General features: G+C 59.8%; 1 pseudogene. It reads left to right on the top strand.

The features are described 5' to 3' along the window. Window positions 1-1,016: pseudogene (locus tag WH277_RS03990) on the top strand (exonuclease subunit SbcC); the annotation flags it as partial.

Here is a 1,016-nt window from a genome sequence, read left to right on the forward strand (position 1 = left end):
CATCAGCAGGACCTGGAAAAGCGCTGTGAGCTGGAGCGACGTATTGCCGATCTGGAACAGCACCGGGCACAGTTGGAACCGGGCCAGCCCTGCCCGCTGTGCGGTTCGGAAACCCATCCGGCCGTGCAGCAGTATCAGGCGTTGCAGCTGTCAGAAAATCAGCAGCGGCTGGACGCATTAAAGCGAGATGTTGAACAGCTGAAAGATCAGGGCAGTGCCTGCGCGGCACAGCTTAAACAGGCGCAACAGCAGGATGAGCGCCTGTTGCAGGAAGAGGCTGAGCTGAACCAGCAGATGCAGCAAGTGGAGCAACAATGGCAGTCCGCCACCACAGCCCTGGCACTGTCACTCAGCCCGCAGCAGCATCAGCAGACCAGCGAATGGCTGGCACAGCAGGATGAGCAGGAAGCGACACAGCTGCAGCAGTTACAGCAGCTGGAGCAAGCGTTGCGCCACTGCCAGCAGCAAAAAGAGGCGCTGTATCAGCATCAGCAGGCCTGGCAGGCCCTGCAACAGCAAATTCAGCTTCAGCAGCAGCAGTTAACCGCCGCTACGCAGACACTGAGCGAACAGCAGCAACAGCTCACTCAGGATGAACAGCGCGCACAGCAGCTGCGCATCAAGCTGGCAGAAGGGGTTGCACCGCTGGGTCTGACACTGCCGCAGGATGGTGATTATCAGCGCTGGCTGCAGCTGCGCGAAACGCAGTGGCAACAGTGGCGCAGCAACAGTGAGGCGCTGGCAGCACTGGCCCCTGAACTGGCGACACTCTCCAGCCGCCAACAGGCGCTGGAAGAAGAGTTACAACAACAACAGGCACGCCTGGCGCAGCTCGACCAGCGCTTGCAACAACAGCAGGAAACGCTGAAACAGTGTCAGCAGCAGCGCCAGACATTGTTTGGCGATCGCGATGTTACGACTGCACAGCAGCAGCTGCGGGCAGAGACGGAACAGCATGTGCAGGCCGTTCGCCAGGCACAGACTGCGTGGCAACAGCAGCAGGACAGGATAAATAC

It is taken from the genome of Erwinia sp. MYb416, from assembly GCF_037479575.1.
Lineage (GTDB): Bacteria > Pseudomonadota > Gammaproteobacteria > Enterobacterales > Enterobacteriaceae > Erwinia > Erwinia rhapontici.